Here is a 20,195-nt window from a genome sequence, read left to right as displayed (position 1 = left end):
GCCAAAATCCGTTGTAGTGGCTGTTGGCCGTAGTTTTTTATTCTACTTTAAAAGTGTCGTTGTCCTTGTTTTCAACCCAGTTATATTCTATTTCAAATGTAATTCGTCTTGCAAATTCAATGCCGTGTCGGTCGCTTATGAAACCCAATACCATGTCTATTCCAGCACTTACACCTGATGATGTATAATATTTATCGTCAATTGTCCAGCGCGCTTTTTTGTTCCAATTTACATTTATCCCATTTGTTATTACCCAGGCAAATGCTCGTTTATTTGATGTTGCTGTTTTGTGGTCTAAAAGCCCAGTCCGTGCAAGTAGCGCACTTCCCGTGCAAACTGTCAACACGAATTTGCTGAATGTTGAAATTTCTTTTATTTTGTCTATGAGTAATTTGTTTTCAACTTCTTTTCTTGTACCCAAGCCACCCGGAATTATAAATATTTCCAAGTTGTCGTTAAGGTCTTCCAATTTCTCGGTCAAGGCAGAAACCCCATGTCTGTTTTTTATTTGCCCACCATTTAGCGAATAAAACTTAATATTATATAATTCACCAAGTCGTCCAAAAACTTCTACTGGACCATAAACGTCTAAGGTCTCAAAGTCGTCAAATAATAAAACTGCTATGTTCATAGTCTGGTGTCTTTTAAAATTATCTCCAACGCTGTAGTAGATGTTATGTCTTCGCGCTTTCTTTTTCGATATTCATTTTAAGGTCAATAAGTCTCTGTCTTACGTTTGTTTGCAAAATTCTTTTTATAAATTTCTCTAATAAATTGAACGGAAATCTAAGTGAAAAAGAATATAGAAAGATAACTTCTGTTTTGTCGTTATGTATTTCTTTGAATGTCCAGGAACCCAAAAATGATTTAAATAGAAATGATTTATCTATCATTTTTATTGCGGTTACCTTTGGTCGATTATAAGTAACATATTCCGTTACCATACCAAGCCCATTTTTTGCCACACAATATGCTTTAACTCCTTTTTCAGCGGTTGTTGCACCGTCAATTAAGTCAGCTTTTCTCAAAAATGTGTCCCATTTTAATCGCTTATTATAATCTTGAGTAAAATCAAAAACCTGTTCTGGATTCTCGTTAATTAAAATAGTCTCTGTAAATTTAGTTGTTTTCATTATTCAGAGTTTTTTTTAATTGAAGTTAAAAGATAGCGCTGGAATGCTTTCAAAATTAGTCTTACTGGAATATTGAATAAAAAATAAAGTCGTCTATCAATACTATATGTTGTTGTAAGTTTTAAAGTTGTCGTTTGTCCAACTGTTGTTAAATAATAAGCGCCAAATGGTATTCGGAAAACTCCCTCCGATAGTTCAAAAAAGTAACAAACTCTGAATCCTTTTTCGGGATTAAATGAAAATGAATATTCAGTCAAAGGCTTCCAAACTAAAATTTCTTGCATGAATTTTTTCCCACTGTCAAAATATGCAATTCTTGTACCTCCTTGGCCTTCGGAAATAATCTCGGCTTTTAATGGTTTTGGTATGTCAAGAATTTTAAAAATAGTGGGATCCGAAAACTGTTCAATTTTTACATTTGTAATATTATCCCAAATAGTTTTTGGTCGTCCATTGATGTCAATTGCAGAACCAAGTGTCTTAACAATATGTTTGTTTTTGTTTATCAATTTAGCTTTGGTTAAGGTAGATCGCGTGAAGCATAACGCTCTTGTACTACAGCAGGTTTGGGACTAAATTATGCCCTATTATCGGATTTGCCAAATCATCCCAAATACAAGACCATTTTTTCCATTAAGCCAAATGCCCAAATCTGTTGTAGTGGCTGTTGGTGGCTGGCTTTTTATTTATCAATATATTTCCATTTTTCCATTTACTAACCATTCAGGAACAATAAATGATTTGGCGTGAGGATGTTGCTGAAATATATGTCTTAAATTTCTAAAAGTATGATATGCGTCTTTTATCATTTCTTTTTGTTTTTCTACAAATTTAAGGTCATATACGTTTTCGTCAATTCTGTGTGCGGGATTTTGTCTTTCTCTTCTTATTTTTTTTAAAATTTTGAACAAATCACTTAATGAATCATCGCCTTTAACTTTAAAAATAGAAGTTAACCATTCTTCAAAAAGTTGAAGTGTACCTTTTGAAATTCTTTCAACCATTCCATTTTCAATATCTTTTAAAATATAAAGTTCTACTTTTCCTTCAAAAAAGTCTTTATTGATATTTTCAGAAATCATTTTGTCTAATAGTAAAATGAAATCATTGTAGTTTTTTAAAGTTGGTGTGAAGAAAAATGTAAATTCTTTTGGTCTATTTTCGTTTTCAAATGTTTTGCGGAATAGTGGTTTTGAAAAAATTAATTCGGTTAAATCATTTAAACATTTGAGCTCGCCTAAAAAACCTGAAAAGATTGAATATGAAAATGTCCAATCTCCTTCAATTGTATTTTGGTAGTATTCTTCAAGCATTTTGCAGTTGCCGTTTTTTTCTCTACTTTTCCAAAACACCTGATGTTCACTAGTTAAGTCTTTTAAATATCTTAAATAAACTACGGCTAATCTATTTCCATTTTCATCAGCTCCCAAACCAAATGTATTCAAAAATATTTGGTCTTCTTCTCTTACTATTGGATTATTATTTTCGTCATATTTACAAGAGATTTTACCTGAATAGTCTTCAAAATTAAAATCAAATCTAGGGTCATTAAAATATCTATCTAAAACTTCTATTTCAAAGAATATAGGTTTCAAATGAGGTTCTCCAAGAGAAAGTTGTTGAGTGTATTTCGAATTGTTAAATTCCTCTAAATCTCTATTTTCAAGAAGATATTTTTTTGAAGGATAAAGACAAATTGGATAATCAGTGTTTTCAGAAACTATCGTTATACTGCCAATTTTTCTTTTTGTTTGTATATTTTTTTTTGCATCTTCAAGTATCTTGATTTGAATATCAGTAGGATAATGTTGAATTCTAATAATGTGAGGATTGCCACTCGATTGAATAGAAACTATTTCTTCGTTTACAAGTTCTTTTATTATATCTATGGAATCTTTATATTCAATGTTAAATTCTTCAGAGATATTTCTCAAAGAAATTCCGTTAAAATCAGAGGATGTTATAAAGAATTCATAAATTCTATTTCTAATTATTTCTTTCATTTCACGATTTCTGTTTTTGCTTGCCACCAACGTTCTGGAACTACAGCGGGTTTGGGACTAAATTAAGCCCTATTTCCGGATTAGCCAAATCGTCCCAAATACAAGACTATTTTTCCATTAAGCCAATTGCCCAAATCCGTTGTAGTGGCTGTTATGAGCAGTTTCTATTCTCTCAATGTTTTTTCTAATTCCTCAAACTTTAAATTTTCTCCAAACACTAAATCAAATTTCGGAATAATATTTTCAAACTTTTTAAGTTCTGTTTGGCTTTCTATATTCAAAGGCTCTTCTGGGTGGTAAATAATGTCGTATCGTTCTAATTTATTTGTTCTGTGCACATCTTGATTGTCATAAGCATAAAAGCCTAATTCCGCATACTTTTTCCAGTCATCATAGATACCGTCACTTTCTGTTTTTTGTATTGGGTTTGCTATTTTCGGTAACGTTTCCATGAACTCATCCAATTTTAAGAAATCTTCGAAAGATTTGGTCACAATCTTTGGTTTAAATCCTCTATTAAATGTGCTAAAAATTGCAAGTTGACCAATGCTATCAATTGCGACATAATCAAACTCGATATCACACCTTCCATTAACGATGTGTTCCCATTCCGTAATTTGTCGGTTAAATAACATCCGTTCTATTTTAGATTAAAGTTCTGTGAAATTGCTCATAACGTTCCGATACTACAGCGGGTTTGGGTCTAAATTAAGCCCATTATTCGGATCTGCCAAATCATCCCAAATAGAAAACCAACTTTCCATTAACCTATTGCCCAAATCCGTTGTAGTAGCTGTTATGGGCTGGTTGTTTTTGTCGAAATTACGATTTTAATCAGAAACTTTTCAGGTTTCTGTTTTGTGAATATTAGATGGAAACAAATGTTTAAGTTTCGCTCCTCAATCGTTTTATAATTTATTTAAACACGAATAAAAAAATTAATAATACAAACGTTCCAGATAGATGTTTGTTATGTATCATATTTTACTTTAAATTTTTCAAAAATATAAAAATTAGTAGTGAGATAAATGAAATAGTAATGCAAGTTTTTTTTTCGTTTTTCCATTTTTCTAATTCATTATTTATTGTTGTCATTACTATTTTTGAATTTCTAAATTTTACAACATCAATTTTCGTGACTTTATTTCCAATATCTGGATATGCATTATAAATTAGGTCTATTTCATCGTCAAATTTTGTAAAATAAACATTTTTATTTTCTACGATTCCAGAAAAAGTAATGCTTTTTCTTTTTGAAGAACTGTTATATTCTTTATTATTTACTACCATTTTTTTAACGGAGAAATCGTTTTTTAAATAATCTTCTATAATATTATATTCAAAAATAATGTGGAATAATATAATTATAATTGGCATTAAAAAGGTTGTAATTTTAAAAAATAGTAAAAATCCAGTTTTATTTTTCAATTCTTAGTTTTTTTTTGGTTAATGTTCTATATCCGCGTAAGTTCGGCACAACTAGCCCATAACGTCTTGGTACTACAGCGGGTTTGGGACTAAATTAAGCCCTGTTCTCGGATTTGCCAAATATTCCAAATACAAAACCAACTTCCCATTAAGCCCAATGCCCAAATCCGTTGTAGTGGCTGTTATAAGCCGTTTTTACTAGTGGAAACGAATTGGACTAAGAAAAACATTTTCTTTCTCTAATTTCATTTTTATGTTTTTATTTATTTTTATTCTTTTGTTTTCTACCATCAGTATCATCAAAAGTTCTATCTCTATATTTTCTGGTTTATCAGCTATATCGAAACTCCAGCTATAATCAAAATATGCTCTAATATCTTTATTGACAATCTTTAAATGCTCTGGCAGTTTATCAAAGGTTTCTGCTTTTCCATTTTTTTCTTCTACCCAATTGTAAAACCCATCTGTTGCACTAACTTCTTTTAGTTTTAAATCCTCATTGTTCAGAATATTAACTTTTGCAGAATCTAATAATATTGTTCTTTTCAAATTATCAAAAACTACATTTACGGTTAAAGATGAGTCGCTCGGCGTAGCATAAAGTTGTATTCTAAAATCGGAATTTTTGACTAATTCTATATTTTCTGTTTCAGCTACACTTTTATAAGAATATCTTGTTTCCAAACCAGAAATATATAACCATACAAGTGATAAAAGTATCGTCGAAATTATAATTAGGAATAGTTTTTTCATAAAATGGCTTATAACGTTGTGGCGCTACACTAGGTTTGGGATTAAAAATGCGAGGTTTTTCGGTTAAACACAAATTTTCCAAGTACAAAACCATCTTTAAATTCAACCTAATGCCCAAATCTTGTGTAACGGCTGTTAGCGTATGTTTTTTATTACCATTCTCTCCATAAGTCAGCAATTCCTTCACCGTCGGCATAATCTTTTGGTTTTAAACCTGACGCAAGAGTTATTTGGTCAATAAGTTCACATAAATCTTCTCTTTCACCTGTTTCAATAATTCCTTCATCTTTCCCATTCAATTTGTTTAGTGATTTAATCGCTATTTCAAAATATTGTTCCTTTTCATTCTTGTTTCCATTTTCACCTAATGTGATAAGTTTGAATATTAAATTGTCAAATATTCCTTTTGCTTCATTACAATTTTCCTCTGTATATTGTTCCATTTGATACTCAAAAAAATTCTCTCTCCATTTTGCGAATGGATATAATTCTTTGGTTTTGTTTAGTTTTTCAGAGTAAGTTAAACTATCATTTAGAGGATTCTCAAATTCAGTTCTAGGTTGAGCTTTTTCTGTTAAGTTATTTTCAACTTCAGGATTGTTGTTTGTTTTTTTTGAATTAGTATACAAATAAGCTATCACGCCGATTATTAAAGTTCCAATAATTAAATAAGTCATTTTTTTCATTTTTAATTTCGTGTCGTTTTTTCAAAATATCCGCTAACGTCTTGGCACTACAGCGGGTTTGGGACTAAATTAAGACCATTCCTCGGATTTGCCAAATCATCCCAAATACAAAACCATCTTTCCATTAAGCCAAATGCCCAAATCCGTTGTAGTGGCTGTTATGGGCAGTTATTCTTTTCGGTACTCAAATGTTCTTTTACCTCGAATCTTGAATTCATTCTCACTTAATACTCTTCCCAAATCTCTTATCTCAATGATTGAATCATTTTTATCATAATAGTATTCAGTAAGAAATTCGACGTATTCATTTGGATTTGTAGTTTTTGCATAACTACTATCTCTTTTACTAAATAACTTATTGTTTGAATAATACTTGTAAAAGCTTTTCATATCATATTTTTTACTGAAAGTCCAATTTTCGGTAACCAGCTTTCCAGTTTTATTATAAAAATAATTTGAAACTTTGGAAGTGTCATTATCTTCGATAATTATTTTCTTTGAGTTAAGATTGTCTTTGTACTCATAAATTATTTCTTCATAAGTATAAGCTTCTTTGATTATTTTTTGGTTTGAATTATAAGTGTATTTTGCGATTGTATCCTTATCACCTAATATAAATATAAGGTTTCCAAATGAATCATAAAATTGTTCTCGATTTATAATTTTCGCTAAACCTTTTCCTTTTCGTTTGTATATGGATTTGGTATTTATAAGCTTGCCATTTGAATTGTAAAACATAAATGAATTATCATTTATATTGATTAATCTATTAAGTTTATCAAAGACTTTAAAACTTTTCTGCTCTGATAAAAGAGAGTCTTTTTCTGTTAAGTTCCTTACAGTAATTACAATTCTAAATTTTTCGTCATTTTTTGAATTTGCAATAAGATAGTTTTCTTCAATGTTTCCACAAGATGTTAGAATTAAAAGTAAAATGGTAAAGACTAAATTTCTTTTCATTGCAGTTTTATAATTGCCCATAACTTGTATATATGTATGACAAAATCATACAAAGCCATCCAGTTTTGGATAGATAAGAATGACAGATGACATACTTTATTTAAACCAAATATATAGATAATTCCTTATAATTCATCAAAGGGACTTTTAATTTGTTGAATACTTTTCGTACTTACATGAGTGTAAATTTCAGTTGTTCTGCTACTGTTATGACCTAATAATTCTTGTATATAGCGAAGATCAGTTCCGCTTTCTAATAAATGCGTAGCATAGCTGTGGCGCAACCAATGAAGAGTGACTGGTTTTGTGTATCCAACTTTTTGAAGGGCTTGTTTCAAAACACTTTGTAAACTTTGTTCTGAATATTTTTCTCCAGAATTTTGACCTTCAAACAACCAAATGCCAGGTTTGAATATTCTATAATATTCTCTCAGCATTTCTAATATTTTAAGAGACAAAGGAGCAATTCGGTCTTTTTTGCCTTTACCTTGTTTAATGATTACAATTCCTCTTTTAGAATCAATATCGGCAGGTGTTAAATTTAAAAGTTCGCTTCGGCGTAACCCACAACTGTAAATCAACGAAAGCATTGTTTTGTGTTTGATGTTGGAATGGGCATTCAAAATCAATTTTATTTCTTCTTTACTCAAAACGTTAGGCAAAATTTTTGATCGTTTGGGACGATGAATTTTGTCAATCTCAATCTTGGTGCCTCTTATAGTACTGAAAAATAATTTTATAGCATTGACAATTTGATTTTGATAAGAAGAAGAAAGGTTGTTTTTAAGTATATATTCGTTGTTGTAAATAACTACATCTTCATTGGTAATTTCGGTAATCGGTTTCTCTCTATAAAATATCAAAAAAGATTTTAAAGCTTCAGAATATGTTTTGATGGTGTTTAGGCTGTATCTCTTAGAGGAAAGCCATTGGATGTATTTTTTTATCTGCTCAATACCTTCTTCTGATGGCAAAGAATAGGAAAGGGCAGCCAAATGAAATCGCTCCCTGTTTTCAACTGTATCGGGTAGGTGCCAAACTCCTAAAGCTTGACTCCACCGCGAGCCTGAGAGTTTTTTCATTCGAACTATTAATTCGGCATTTTTCTCAAAATATACTGCAATTCTTTTTTCTTTGTTATAAGTAATAATTTTGGCTTCCCATTTCATAGCGATACAATTTTATTGCTAAAATAAGAAAATAGCCACAAATTAAAAACAAGAACAACTGCGTTATTTTTTTGGCTTTTTTGAATTAATTATTTAAAAGTACATTAGATTCTCACATTACCAAAAAAAGACTTCTCCTGAAGCAATCGAAATGCTTGCTAAAACAATTTAATCAAAACATTCCATCATCAAAAGATCACCTTCACGATGAGATATAGTTACAATGCCATCTTGTTCAACAGAGTTGCTGCTTCCGGTTCTGTATCCCATTGTGAGTGTATCATTCTGCAGTTCGTATTTTAAATTATCAGAATAAATTCCGTTTACAATACCTATTGGAATTAGGGAAATTGGAGTTTTGGCAGTGTACCATTTTTCGAATTTCGCTGGCAGTAAAAATATTTTTGAGTGATCGTCAAGAATTACAATTTTAAGCAACTCGCGATAACGAACAATGTTGGTAAGGTTTGTAATCGTGTGATCGGCTCGTTTTCCTGTTGCCCAGACAACATTTACAGCCGGAATTTTTCTTTCAATTAAATAATCAAATGCTTTTTCAAGATCGGTTTTGTCTTGATCTGGTGTATGCACAATTTCTATAGGATATTGTGAAGTTTTATAAATTTCTGGATCAAAACCTCGGTCAAAATCGCCCAAAAGCACATCGATTTTTATGCCTAATTCAATAACGCGCTCAATTGCAGAGTCTAGAACAACAACAAGAGGCGACCACTCAAGTAATTGCCCCAGTAATTCACTGCTGCAGGAAGCACCGTTGGCAATTATTAAGGCAGGTTCCTGATCGTCGCGAACTATATGGTGTGATGACATGCTGAATTGTTTTTTTGAATGTGATGCAAAGGTACAGTTAGTATTTTAGATTTTAGGGTTCAGATTTTAGATTTAATGAAGAATCTACAATCTAAAATCTGAATTCTAAAATTTAATTTATTAATCGTCTATGATAATTGATTTGCCCTAAATGATAAGCCAAATGCGTTGCAAGATGTACTAGAAAAAATCCGGTTGTCATTTCTTTTTCAAAAACGATCTGTGGGTAAATTTCATTTAAATCGGCTTCAGATAGAGAATCTAATGCTGTATTTACAACTATAGTGGTTTCTTCAATTTTATTGATTAGCTCTGTTTTAGGAATATCTTTTGATGAAAATTCTAAAGGACGATTTCTAACATAGCCCGTTTTTCCAATTTCAGCTCCAATGTAAGTATTTAGGTTTCCAATTAAATGCAGACAAAGATTTCCAGCCGAATTTGAAATATTCTGATCAATTTCCCAAAGTTTCCTTTCGTTTTGATAGGATTCGATTTCTAATTTCAGTTTCTTTAAGTCTCGTTCAAATAACGATTTAAGAGTTTCTGTCAGCATATTGATTTTAATTGAGGAATTATTTGATTAGTCAAAACGATAAAAACTAACCTCTATTTTTTATAGGAATCCAGATTTCTTCTTCAGAGTCTGGATCGTCTTTTTTGTATTTTTCGTCCATCACAGCAAAATGCGGTCTGTCATCGACCGTGTATTCCGAATTTGGAAGCCATTCAGCAAAAATGGTGTGATAGGTTTTATGCGCATCACTGGCTGGGCCTTTATGAATAAAAACAGCATAAATTCCAGTTGGGAGTATCAGTGTTTCCATTTCCTGAGGCATAACAGGAAAGTTTTTGACTTCAACGGCCGCCCATTTTTGGAAGGTTTTACTAGCATCAAAATTGTCGAAATAGCCATTTGGAAAAACTTCAAGCGAGTATAAGTTTGAATTAATTGTATTTTTGATTTCCTTTCGCCTTGGCATAAATCCATTCCATAATTGAAAAGTATGATTCTCAATAAACGACATTTCAATATGTTTGCCGACCAATTTTTTTTCGGTTAAAATTTTAATTTGGGCTTCCATTTCAGTAAGTTTATTTTATGGTGTATTTTTTTAAATCGGTTTCACTGAGTGAAAAATAACCAAGCGGATAATTTTCTTTGGCAGTTGTATTGATGATATTTCCTTTTACGGTTGCCGGAGGTGATTGAAATGGCCCGCCAACGTTAGTGCCTGCAATACTTACCAAAATACTCATGTAATTGTAATATTGCTTTGAGATTCCGAAATGTGTAATTTCAATTTCGTCTCCAGATTTTAATTCGTCATCATCAGAAAGACTGAAAAATTCGTTGCCTTGAAAAAACGTATCATCGTCAACATAGTAGTTGGATTTAATTTTATTTGAATACACGTATTTGTACAAATAGAAATTAGCGGCATCTCCAGGATCATTATAATAGGCTCTTATTTCAATATCTTTTCCCGTAAATCCACCTTCGTTATTTTGCTCAATATGCGTTATAGGCGCAACAGATTTCATAGTTTCGACGGCAGTGTAGGTTTGTCCGTTAGTTTTTACAGTCAAAGTATATTCTGTATTTAAAACTGGTTTGAAGTTATTGCAGACATAACGGCCCGTTTTAGGGATTTCTGTAAAATTAAACTGTTCGTTAGCGCTGTTTTTTATAAAAATGGTCGCTCCAGAAACGGTCGGAATTACATTTTCAAAATAGCCTGTTGTCGTAGTCAGTTTAATGGTTTGTTGTCTGCCCGTAGTGCCTTTTTGCCAGTTTATAGCGGCTTCAATAACGAGTTTTGGTGGCGCTGTATCTAAATCAACATCAACAACTTCTTCACAGCTTGTAAAGAAAATGGATATAAAAAATACAATTAATAAAGCTGTTTTTTTCATAATATGCTTTTTAATAAAAAGGAATATTTTAAAATTTAAAATTGTAACTCACCGCAGGCACAATCCCAAAAATGGACGTTTTTACTGCTTCATTTTCGCCGGTATCAACATTTTGGCGGAAGTTTATTGAAGCGGCATTTTTACGGTTATATAAATTATAAATACTAAAAACCCATTCGCCTTTCCAGTTTCTGTCTTTGTTTTTTCTCGGAGTTAAAGTTGCCGAGACATCTAAATGATGATAAGCCGGCAATCGGTTTACGTTACGCAGGCCATAACTCGGAACCGTAATTCCTAAATATTCGTATTGACCGTTTGGGTAAGTGACTGGTTGTCCAGACTGTAATGCAAAGTTAGCACCAAAAGACCATTTTTCGTTCAAATTATAAGCCGAAGTTATGGCTAAATTGTGTGTTTTGTCGTAAGCCGAATTGTACCATTGCCCATTGTTGATTCCGGTTTCCTCTGGAGTCCTGCCTGGGGTCTGTTGTTCAGATTTTGATAAAGTATAAGAAATCCATCCGTTAAATTTGCCTTCATTCTTCTTTACCATAATTTCTAAACCATAAGCGCGCATCTGTCCGTTCAAAATTACTTGTTCAATGGCATTATTCGCAATTAAATCAGCTCCGTCAATATAATCTAATCTATTTTGAATTTCTTTATAATAGGTTTCAACTTCAAGAGAGTAAGCGCCGTTATTGATATTTCTGAAATAACCCACTGCAACTTGATCTGCAATTTGTGGTTTGATATAATTGTCGCTTGGCATCCAGACATCAAGTGGAGTAGGCGATGAGGTATTTGAAATCAGTTGAAGGTATTGCGCCATTCGGTTATAACTTGCTTTTAAAGCTTGCTCATCATTCAACTGATAGGAAATAGAAAAACGAGGTTCTAAATTATTATAACCTTTGATGGATTTGTTTTTGCCGTAATATTCTGTGCCAATAGGCGTTGCTTTTTCATAAATCTGCATGTCAGTATCGAATATAACTGGATTGTTGTTTTCGTAAAGATTTACCGAAGAAGGACCTAAACGATAAAACAAACTATATCGCAATCCGTACGCAATCGTAATTTTTTTCGAAAGTTGATTTTCGGCATCGATATAAATTGAAGGCTCAAAAGCATATTTTTTATCCAATTGATCGGGATTAATTCCTGAATCTGGTCCGCTTGGCTTAATAGTTCCGGGATTGAATTGGTAGTAAATTCCGTTTAAGCCATAACTCAATTTGAATTTATCTGAAATATAATGTTTGAAATCGTACTTAATGTTATAGTTTTTGATACCCGAATCCCATTTAAAACCAACAAAATCAAGATCTAAACCGTAATAATAATCACTATAAATCAAAGATAAATTTGAGAATAATTTGTCTGAGTATAAATGATTCCAACGAAGATTTAAAGTTGAATTTCCGTAAATATTAGTGAAGCTTTTGTTTAAACTGAAAACATCTCTTCCAAAATAACCTGACAAATACAAGCTATTATTGTCATTTAATTTGTAGCTCAATTTCGTATTCAGATCATAAAAATAAGCCGCATTATCTTTTTGATCTTCCGATAATTTTAAAAATAAATGGGCATAAGAAGCTCTTCCTCCAATTAAAAAAGAACCTTTGTCTTTTACAAGTGGGCCTTCAGCTAAAAGACGGCTTGAAATTAATCCGATTCCTCCGTTAATATGAAAATCTTTGCTGTTTCCGTCTTTCTGATAAATATCCAATACCGAGGAAGCTCGTCCACCAAAACGCGCCGGAATTCCTCCTTTGTATAATTTTAAATCTTTAATTGCGTCAGGATTAAAAACAGAGAAAAAGCCAAAAACGTGAGAAGAATTAAAAATCGTTGCTTCGTCTAATAAAATTAAATTCTGATCAGCGCCACCGCCGCGAACATTAAATCCAGATGCGCCTTCTCCTGCATTTGTAACACCGGGTAGCAATAAAATAGATTTCAAAACATCAACTTCTCCCAAAACTACTGGCATTTTTTTGATGGTTGCAATAGAGAGCTTGTTGGCACTCATTTCTGGAGACTTAATATTGATTTTGCCTTTGTTGTCTTTAATGACAACTTCCTGAAGTTCCTGGCCTTCGCCTTCGCTGAGGCTTAAATTCAGTTTAGTATTTTGGTTTAATAGTACAGTTTTCTGAAGTGTTTGGTAGCCAACATAACTAATTTCAACTTCGTATTCGCCTTTCGGAATTGTAAGGGAATAAAATCCGTATTCGTTTGTCGTAGTTCCAATTTTTAAAGATGGAATATAGATATTGACAGCAATTAGAGTTTCATTGCTTTTATTATCTTTTATAATACCGCTCAGAGTGAATTTTTCTTGAGAAAATGAAGTAAACGCCGTTAAAACTAAAATAATAAGGATGCCAAACTTTTTTATAATCATCTTTTTGATTTTGTTTTACATAGTTAAGAATTCTTATTAATATTTAGCACGGAAAATGTGTTAAACATTGGTTAAGATAAGCAAAAAAGACAACCTTTTAGGGTTGTCTTTTTTTATTTATCTCCAGCAATACATTTAGTTCTGCTTTGGAATTATTTGATTTTAGCAATAATACTATTGAATGTTTCACTAGGACGCATTGCTTTGCTTACTAATTCAGGAGTTGGCTGATAGTATCCTCCAATACTTTGAGCTTTTCCTTGAGCACCAATTAATTCGGCATCAATTTTAGTTTCGTTAGATTCTAATTCAGCTGCAATTGGAGTGAAGATTGCTTTTAATTCAGCATCTTTATTTTGAGCAGCTAAAGCCTGAGCCCAGTATAAAGATAAATAAAAGTGAGATCCACGGTTGTCAATCTGACCAACTTTACGAGCTGGAGATTTATCGTTTGCCAAGAATTTATCATTAGCCTGATCTAAAGTTTCAGATAAAACAATAGCCTTAGAATTGTCTAAAGTTTGTCCTAAATGCTCTAATGAAGCACCAAGAGCCAAAAATTCACCTAATGAATCCCAACGTAAATATCCTTCTTCAGTAAATTGCTCAACGTGTTTAGGAGCCGATCCTCCAGCACCAGTTTCGAACAATCCGCCACCATTCATTAAAGGAACGATAGATAACATTTTAGCTGAGGTTCCTAATTCTAAAATTGGGAATAAGTCAGTTAAATAATCACGTAATACGTTTCCTGTTACAGAGATAGTATCTAAACCTTTAATGATTCTGTCTAAAGTAAATTCAGTTGCAGCGATTGGGTTTAAAATACGGATATCTAAGTTTGTAGTATCGTAGTCTTTAAGATATTTTTGAACTTTTACGATCAATTCTCTATCGTGTGCTCTGTTTTCGTCTAACCAAAAAACAGCAGGCGTGCTAGATAAACGAGCTCTGTTTACAGCTAGTTTAACCCAGTCCTGAATAGGAGCGTCTTTTGCCTGACACATTCTGAAAATATCATTTGTTTCAACGTTTTGTTCCATTAAAACAGTTCCGTTTGCATCAACAACACGAACAACTCCGTCAGCTTTCATTTGGAAAGTTTTATCATGAGATCCGTATTCTTCTGCTTTTTGAGCCATTAAACCAACGTTTGGAACACTTCCCATTGTTTTTGGATCGAAAGCTCCGTGTTTTTTACAGAAGTCAATCGTTGCAGTATAAACTCCCGCATAGGAACGGTCTGGAATAACTGCAATTGTATCTTGTTGTTTTCCTTCCTTATTGTACATCTGTCCAGAAGTACGGATCATTGCCGGCATAGAAGCATCAACAATAACATCAGAAGGAACGTGTAAGTTTGTAATTCCTTTATCAGAGTTAACCATTGCAAGAGCTGGTCCGTTTTCGATAGCTTTAGTAATATCAGCTTCAACTTCAGCCTGTTCAGGTCTTCCAGCAATTTTTGCATAGATATCACCTAAACCATTTCTAGTGTCAATGTTTAATTCAGCAAATAAAGCTTCGTATTTTTTGAAAAGAGCAGCAAAATATACTTCAACGATAGCGCCGAAGATAATTGGATCTGACACTTTCATCATTGTAGCTTTTAAGTGTACAGAAAGCAATACACCTTCTTTTTTTGCTTCAGCGATTGCCTCAGCTGCAAAAGATTTTAATGTTTTTACGCTCAAAACAGCGCTGTCAATAATTTCACCCGCTTTAAGTGGTGTACTTGCTTTAAGAACAGTTGTAGAACCATCTTTAGCAACGAATTCGATTTTTACATCATTAGCTTCAGCAACAGTAAGTGATTTTTCGCTTCCGTAGAAATCACCGCCTGGCATAGAAGCAACTTTAGTTTTTGAGTCGGCAGACCAAGCACCCATTGAATGCGGATTTGCTTTTGCAAAGTTTTTAACTGCTCTTGGAGCTCTACGATCAGAGTTTCCTTCACGTAAAACTGGGTTTACGGCAGAACCTAAAACTTTTGCATATTTAGCTTTAATTTCTTTTTCAGCATCCGTTTGAGGATCTTCTGGGAAATTAGGAATATTGTATCCGTGAGATTGTAATTCAGCAATAGCTGCTTTTAATTGCGGTACAGATGCAGAAACGTTTGGCAATTTGATGATGTTAGCTTCAGGTTTTGTAGCTAGTTGGCCAAGTTCAGATAAAGCATCTCCTGTTTTTTGAGCATCTGTTAATGATTCAGGAAAGTTTGATAAAATTCTTCCTGCTAAAGAGATATCTCTGGTTTCAATAGCAATACCTGCTGTAGAAGTAAATGCTTGCACAATTGGTAACAAAGAATAAGTCGCTAATAATGGCGCCTCATCAGTTAAGGTGTAAAAAATTTTTGAATTCTGTGTCATTTTTTTTTTTTTTTTTATAAGCGTGTCGTCAAAAGATGACGATATGAAAAGTATAGTCGGCTCAAAATGAGCGGAGCAAATATAATAAAAACAGTCCGAAATCGGTGTAGTTTTACTCAGAAATACAGGAATTATCAGATTGTCATTTCGTGGTCTTTAAATTGTCAAATCAATTGTTTTGATATTAAAAAATTACGGTTTTGATATTGGTTAAAAAGAAGGCATAAAAAAAACTCGTTTCAAATGATATGAAACGAGTTTTTTATAACAAAGAGATAAATGATTATCTTCTTTTATCTTTAATCTTAGCTTTTTTACCAGTAAGTTCTCTGAAGTAGAAAATTCTAGCTCTACGAACTGCACCTTTTTTGTTGATTTCGATTTTTTGCAAAGCTGGCAAGTTTACTGGGAAGATACGCTCAACTCCAACAGCTCCAGACATTTTACGAATCGTGAAAGTTTCTGTGTTACCAGAACCTCTTCTTTGAATAACAACTCCTTTAAAAAACTGAGTTCTTGTTTTTTCACCCTCTTTAATTTCGTAGAAAACTGTGATAGTATCTCCAGCTCCAAAAACAGGGAAATCTTTTTTAGCAACGAATTCGTTTTGAACGAATTTTAATAAATCTGCCATGATAATTTTATTATTATAGTTTTATATAGAGTAACATTCACGGATCTCGCCAGAGGTTAGTCTAATTCGGGTGCAAATGTAGAAAATAATTATAAATTATGAATTATAAATTTGAAATTATTTTTTAAGTCATAAAGTTGAAAGTCATAAAGTCTTAATGATCTAAAAATGAAGATGCTAAATTGTTGGCTTTATGACTTTCGACTTTAAAAACTTTAAGACTATTCAAGTAAATCCGGACGTCTGTTTTTAGTATGTTCAAAAGCCATGTCTTCGCGCCATTTGTCAATTTTGGCAAAATGACCGCTGGTTAAAACTTCTGGGACTTTCCATCCTTTATAATCTGCCGGCCTTGTATATATAGGTCCAGAAAGCAAATTATCCTGAAAACTGTCAGTCAAAGCCGAAGTCTCGTCACTTAAAACGCCAGGAATCAATCTAATTAATGCATCAGATAAAACGATAGCACCTAATTCTCCGCCAGACAAAACATAATCACCAATCGAAATTTCTTTGGTAATAAAATGATCTCTTACTCTTTGGTCAACACCTTTATAATGGCCACATAAAATGATGATGTTTTCATACATTGACATGGTATTGGCCATTTTTTGATTCAGCGTTTCTCCGTCAGGCGACATATAAATTATTTCGTCATAATTGCGCTGACTTTTTAAATGTGTGATACAGTCGTCTATTGGCTGAATCGTCATCACCATTCCTGCGCCTCCACCAAACGGATAATCGTCGACACTTTTTTGTCTGTTAGTGCTATAATCACGAAGATTGTGAAAATGTACTTCGACTAAACCTTTGTCAATGGCACGTTTCATAATCGAAGCCTCAAACGGGCTTCTTAATAATTCAGGTAAAAGTGTAATAATGTCAATTCGCATTTTTCTCTTTCAAAAGTTTTAGGTGCAAAGATACAAAGTAAATATGGAAGAAATTTAGAACTGGAATTTAAAAAAATACCAGCCAAAATGAACTCAAATATTCATTAGAATTATATTTTTAATTTGTTGTTTTTCAATTAAATAAATAATAATTATATAACATTTGAAAGTTTTTATGTAATACTTTTTTTAGTAATTTTAAGTAGAATTACATGTTTTTAATATGTAAAACTTTTGCCTTAAATCTAAATCTTGATCTAATGAAAAAAATAATGGTATTGTGTGTTATAATGGTATTATGCGCATGCGTGAGTTCAAAAAACACTGGCGACAAATGGATTGGTAAATCAAAACAAAATCTAATAAAAAGCTGGGGAACTCCAATAAGGACATTTGACAACACAACAGATGGCGAAATACTGATTTATGCAGATCAAGTTTATGAAAAAGATAAAGATAAAGATTCTAGAATGGCAGGTCCATTATCTTGGAATTACGTTTATATTTATGTAGACAAATATGGGAAAGTAGTTTTGTATAGAAATGAAAAACAAAATTATTCACCGCAATCTATTGATTCTGATAAGTTAACGGGTATGGGTTTATTGACAGTGAAGTAAATGAAGTCCCTAACGGGACAAAATAACTATATCGCAAAAAAAAATGTTTCTACCGATATTTTGTTCCTAAAGGAACTTCGTCCAAACAAATCATTGTTTGGGATATTCTTTCAAAATTCAGAATATCGGATTTATTATAATTATTTTTTTGAATTGTTTCTTTTCTGTTTTCGACCAACTGGACTTATTCCCTTAGGAATAAAACATTGGCAGTTTCTAAGGAGATTTTGTTTGTAAAGGAACTTCGTCCAAACAAATCATTGTTTGGGATATTCTTTCAAAATTCAGAATATCAAAGTTATCACAAGATAATTTTTTGAGCGAAATTTCTTTCTTTTTTGTGTTTTTGACCAACTGGACTTATTCCGTTAGGAATAAAATATTGGTAGAAAAAAAACAATTAAGAATCAATGTCCCGTAGGGACTGCATACATAATAATGGCAAATACATACACTCAAATACATATTCATTTTGTCTTTGCTGTTAAATATAGAAAGGCAACAATACACAAAAGCTGGAAAGAGGAGTTGTACAAGTATATTTCAGGGATTATTAAAAATAATAATCATAAACTTTTGGCTATAAAAGGAGTTGCTGATCATGTTCATATTTTAATCGGAATAAGACCTGCGCAGTCTATATCTGAATTAATGAAAAGTGTAAAACAAAATTCATCGAAATGGATAAATGACAATAAATTTATTGGTAATCATTTTGAATGGCAAGAAGGATATGGAGCATTTTCGTATAGTAAATCACAGCTAAATGCCGTTGTAAATTATATTCAAAATCAAGAATTGCATCATAAAAAGAAATCATTTAGAGAAGAGTATATTAATTTTCTTAAAAAGTTTGAAGTAGATTATGATGAAAAGTTTATTTTTAAAGAATTAATTTAAAATTTTTAGCCTGAAAATGTCTTCTCAAAAAATAAAAATTTTTGCAATAAATGGCAGTACCAGAAAAAATGCCAGTAATTTTAAAATTTTAAAACATATTTCAGAAAATATAAAATCGGAATTTGAAATAGAAATTTTTGAAAAATTAGATCAGTTGCCTCATTTTAATCCCGATCTGGATCAAGAAAATCCACCAGAAAATGTGATTGATTTTAGAAATAAAATTGCTCAGTCAGATGGTGTTTTAATTTGCACACCAGAATATGTTTTCAGTTTGCCGGGAAGTTTAAAGAATGCTCTAGAATGGTGTGTTTCGAGTACTATTTTCTCAGGAAAAAAGACTGGTCTTATTACTGCTTCTGCTTTAGGAGAAATGGCGCACGAACAATTAATTTTGATAATGAAAACCTTGGAAGCGCAATTTCAAAATGAAAATTTGCTTTTAATAGAAGGTGTTCGTGGGAAAATTAATGAAGATGGAAAGATTATAAATGTTGAAACACGTACCGCTCTAAATCAACTTATTGAAAACTTCGAAAATCAATTTTTGATTGATTTGTAAAGAGTTTTAATAAAAAGAGTAGTTTTACTTTTAGATTTTTTAAAATTAAAATGATAACAAGAAGAAACTTTATTATAAATACAGGCTTAGTTGCGACTGCAGTTTTGGCCTTGCCTTCATTAGCTTTTACTATGAACAAAAATGAAATAGGTTTACAGTTATATACGTTGCGCGATGAACTTCCAAAAGATGTAAAATCAACTTTAGAGAAAGTGGCAAAAGCAGGATATACAACTGTCGAAACTTACGGCTTTTCTATAAAAGACCAATTTTGGGGATTGGCTCCAATCGAGCTAAAAAAAATCTTAGATGCAAATAACTTAAAAGCAGTAAGCGGGCATTATAATTTAGGAAGCTTTTTGTATGATGGAAATTTAGAAGAAGTTAAAGAAGCCATCGAAGCGGCTAAAATTTTAAAAAACGAATATTTGACCGTTCCCTGGGTTGATGAACCTTTTAGAAATGATTTTCATAAGATTGCCGCTCGTTTAAACGAAGCCGGAAAAATGTGTGCCGATGCGGGATTGAAACTAGCGTATCATAATCACGATTTTGAGTTTAAAAAGCAGGACGGTATCACAGGTTATGAGATTCTATTGAAAGAAACAGATAAAAATTTAGTTTGGTTTGAATTAGATTTATATTGGGTAGTTCGTTCCGGTAATGATCCACTTAAATTATTTAAGGAGAATGCGGGACGCTTTAAAATGTGGCATGTTAAAGATATGGATAAGATTAATCCTGCTTTGAATACTGAAATTGGTTCTGGTTCTATTGATTTTAAACCGTTTTTTGCAGAAATAAAACAATCAGGAATGGTTCATTTTTTTGTTGAACAGGAGAATAATTTTGCTGTTAACGCTTTTGAGTCCATTAAAACAAGTTGTGATTTTATTTCCAAAAATCTAATTTAAT

22 protein-coding genes are annotated in these 20,195 nt (G+C 32.1%); 4 read left to right on the top strand and 18 right to left on the bottom strand.

Translation table 11 applies throughout. From position 1 onward, the window contains the following. Positions 1-37 precede the first annotated feature (37 nt). From EV145_RS10690 to trmD, 18 genes are all read right to left on the bottom strand, one after another. Complete coding sequence (locus tag EV145_RS10690; protein ID WP_133525208.1) at positions 38-631, bottom strand: DJ-1/PfpI family protein; 594 nt, start codon at positions 629-631, stop codon at positions 38-40. 43 nt (positions 632-674) lie between these two features. Next, a complete protein-coding gene (locus tag EV145_RS10685) occupies positions 675-1,133 on the bottom strand; it encodes a type II toxin-antitoxin system RatA family toxin (protein ID WP_133525207.1) in 459 nt (152 codons plus the stop codon). Continuing rightward, positions 1,133-1,642, bottom strand: coding sequence for a hypothetical protein (locus tag EV145_RS10680; RefSeq protein WP_133525206.1), 510 nt, complete (start codon positions 1,640-1,642; stop codon positions 1,133-1,135). Before EV145_RS10680 ends, EV145_RS10685 begins: the two co-directional genes overlap by 1 nt. Before the next feature lie 180 nt (positions 1,643-1,822). Continuing rightward, positions 1,823-3,136, bottom strand: coding sequence for a hypothetical protein (locus tag EV145_RS10675; protein WP_133525205.1), 1,314 nt, complete (start codon positions 3,134-3,136; stop codon positions 1,823-1,825). Between the two features lie 164 nt (positions 3,137-3,300). Continuing rightward, a complete protein-coding gene (locus tag EV145_RS10670; RefSeq protein ID WP_133525204.1) occupies positions 3,301-3,771 on the bottom strand; it encodes a hypothetical protein in 471 nt (156 codons plus the stop codon). Between the two features lie 349 nt (positions 3,772-4,120). Next, positions 4,121-4,564, bottom strand: coding sequence for a hypothetical protein (locus EV145_RS10665; RefSeq protein ID WP_133525203.1), 444 nt, complete (start codon positions 4,562-4,564; stop codon positions 4,121-4,123). A 198-nt stretch (positions 4,565-4,762) separates the two neighbouring features. Beyond that, the gene (locus EV145_RS10660; RefSeq protein ID WP_133525202.1) at positions 4,763-5,317 is read right to left on the bottom strand and encodes a hypothetical protein; all 555 of its coding nucleotides are present in this window, start codon (positions 5,315-5,317) and stop codon (positions 4,763-4,765) included. Between the two features lie 152 nt (positions 5,318-5,469). After that, on the bottom strand, positions 5,470-5,994 hold the full coding sequence (locus tag EV145_RS10655; protein ID WP_133525201.1) for a hypothetical protein: 525 nt from the start codon (positions 5,992-5,994) through the stop codon (positions 5,470-5,472). 177 nt (positions 5,995-6,171) lie between these two features. Further along, on the bottom strand, positions 6,172-6,963 hold the full coding sequence (locus EV145_RS10650) for a hypothetical protein (protein ID WP_133525200.1): 792 nt from the start codon (positions 6,961-6,963) through the stop codon (positions 6,172-6,174). Positions 6,964-7,088: 125 nt separating this feature from the next. After that, complete coding sequence (xerA, locus tag EV145_RS10645) at positions 7,089-8,132, bottom strand: site-specific tyrosine recombinase/integron integrase (RefSeq protein ID WP_133525199.1); 1,044 nt, start codon at positions 8,130-8,132, stop codon at positions 7,089-7,091. Between the two features lie 168 nt (positions 8,133-8,300). Beyond that, positions 8,301-8,963, bottom strand: coding sequence for a thiamine diphosphokinase (locus tag EV145_RS10640; RefSeq protein WP_133525198.1), 663 nt, complete (start codon positions 8,961-8,963; stop codon positions 8,301-8,303). A gap of 112 nt (positions 8,964-9,075) precedes the next feature. Beyond that, the gene (locus EV145_RS10635) at positions 9,076-9,519 is read right to left on the bottom strand and encodes a DinB family protein (RefSeq protein WP_133525197.1); all 444 of its coding nucleotides are present in this window, start codon (positions 9,517-9,519) and stop codon (positions 9,076-9,078) included. A 46-nt stretch (positions 9,520-9,565) separates the two neighbouring features. Further along, on the bottom strand, positions 9,566-10,048 hold the full coding sequence (locus EV145_RS10630; RefSeq protein WP_133525196.1) for a GyrI-like domain-containing protein: 483 nt from the start codon (positions 10,046-10,048) through the stop codon (positions 9,566-9,568). Positions 10,049-10,058: 10 nt separating this feature from the next. Further along, positions 10,059-10,880 carry a DUF4249 domain-containing protein gene (locus EV145_RS10625; RefSeq protein ID WP_133525195.1) on the bottom strand — a complete coding sequence of 274 codons (822 nt, stop codon included), beginning with the start codon at positions 10,878-10,880 and terminating at the stop codon, positions 10,059-10,061. A gap of 28 nt (positions 10,881-10,908) precedes the next feature. Further along, positions 10,909-13,293, bottom strand: a complete 2,385-nt coding sequence (locus EV145_RS10620; RefSeq protein ID WP_133525194.1) for a TonB-dependent receptor — start codon at positions 13,291-13,293, stop codon at positions 10,909-10,911. A gap of 152 nt (positions 13,294-13,445) precedes the next feature. Continuing rightward, positions 13,446-15,668, bottom strand: a complete 2,223-nt coding sequence (locus tag EV145_RS10615; protein ID WP_133525193.1) for an NADP-dependent isocitrate dehydrogenase — start codon at positions 15,666-15,668, stop codon at positions 13,446-13,448. A 283-nt stretch (positions 15,669-15,951) separates the two neighbouring features. Further along, entirely contained in the window at positions 15,952-16,302 is a 351-nt protein-coding gene (gene rplS, locus EV145_RS10610) for a 50S ribosomal protein L19 (protein ID WP_133525192.1), read from the bottom strand. Positions 16,303-16,523: 221 nt separating this feature from the next. Further along, the gene (gene trmD, locus EV145_RS10605) at positions 16,524-17,198 is read right to left on the bottom strand and encodes a tRNA (guanosine(37)-N1)-methyltransferase TrmD (RefSeq protein ID WP_133525191.1); all 675 of its coding nucleotides are present in this window, start codon (positions 17,196-17,198) and stop codon (positions 16,524-16,526) included. A 260-nt stretch (positions 17,199-17,458) separates the two neighbouring features. On the opposite strand from trmD, the gene EV145_RS10600 reads away from it, so the two are divergent. From EV145_RS10600 to EV145_RS10585, 4 genes are all read left to right on the top strand, one after another. Then, on the top strand, positions 17,459-17,818 hold the full coding sequence (locus EV145_RS10600) for a hypothetical protein (protein WP_133525190.1): 360 nt from the start codon (positions 17,459-17,461) through the stop codon (positions 17,816-17,818). 438 nt (positions 17,819-18,256) lie between these two features. Further along, the gene (gene tnpA, locus EV145_RS10595) at positions 18,257-18,718 is read left to right on the top strand and encodes an IS200/IS605 family transposase (protein WP_133525189.1); all 462 of its coding nucleotides are present in this window, start codon (positions 18,257-18,259) and stop codon (positions 18,716-18,718) included. Positions 18,719-18,734: 16 nt separating this feature from the next. Beyond that, positions 18,735-19,280, top strand: coding sequence for an NADPH-dependent FMN reductase (locus tag EV145_RS10590; protein ID WP_133525188.1), 546 nt, complete (start codon positions 18,735-18,737; stop codon positions 19,278-19,280). Positions 19,281-19,330: 50 nt separating this feature from the next. Then, positions 19,331-20,194, top strand: a complete 864-nt coding sequence (locus EV145_RS10585; protein WP_133525187.1) for a sugar phosphate isomerase/epimerase family protein — start codon at positions 19,331-19,333, stop codon at positions 20,192-20,194. The last annotated feature ends 1 nt before the right edge of the window (position 20,195 follow it).

This window comes from Flavobacterium sp. 245, from assembly GCF_004362055.1.
Classification (GTDB): domain Bacteria; phylum Bacteroidota; class Bacteroidia; order Flavobacteriales; family Flavobacteriaceae; genus Flavobacterium.
This window is presented reverse-complemented; position numbering and strand designations above follow the sequence as displayed.